At 46.2% G+C, this 678-nt stretch carries 1 protein-coding gene; it reads right to left on the bottom strand.

Going from position 1 to position 678, the window contains the following annotated elements:
- On the bottom strand, window positions 1-658 hold a 658-nt coding region (locus Xsto_RS20830), incomplete at its 3' end, for an IS982 family transposase (protein WP_099126328.1).
- Between the last annotated feature and the right edge of the window lie 20 nt (window positions 659-678).

Genomic DNA, 678 nt, shown 5'->3' with positions numbered 1-678 from the left:
CTTTCATGTTGCGGCGCTTTTTCGTGATAAAGGTGATATCCGTTTTAGCTAAATCATCCGCCAATTCCTGACTCAGATATCCTTTGTCGCCGTAAAGAGAACCCGTGAGATCTTTTGATAATTCGCGTACAGGCTCCCTATCATCCACATTACCCGGGGTCACTTTAAGCGCTAAAATTTCGCCCAGATGGTTAATAATCAGGTGTAATTTGAACCCATAGAACCATCCCATTGAGGTTTTTCCGCGTTGCGCTATGCCCTGAAAGACCTTATGACGAGGAATACGGATGTTATGACAAACGCGCAAACTCGTGGAATCGATAAAAGCAATGCCTGTCGGTTTTCCTTTTAATTGAGTCAGATAACTGGATAAGGGGACCAAAACGGACGGGGCAACGCTGATAAAACGGGTATAACTGAGCAAGGAGGGGAAGTCGCGGTGGTGGTATTGCCAGATATGCTCCAAATAAAAGTTTTTAAAATCACGGTAATGCGACCGCTGAAAGAGGATTAAAATTGTCATGATTTCACTGGGATACATGCGGCCTTGTCTGCGGCGCAGGCGGTATCCGTTATCGAGACAAAACTGCGCCCACTGGGGGATGAAAAGACGACAAAAGTCGTCGACATCGCAGAAAATTTCAACTAACTTGTCCATGGCCTGTTCCTCCCCGGAGT

The organism is Xenorhabdus stockiae (genome assembly GCF_002632825.1).
Taxonomy (GTDB): domain Bacteria; phylum Pseudomonadota; class Gammaproteobacteria; order Enterobacterales; family Enterobacteriaceae; genus Xenorhabdus; species Xenorhabdus stockiae.
The sequence above is the reverse complement of the archived record's forward strand: the minus strand, read 5'-3'. Positions and strand labels throughout refer to the sequence as shown.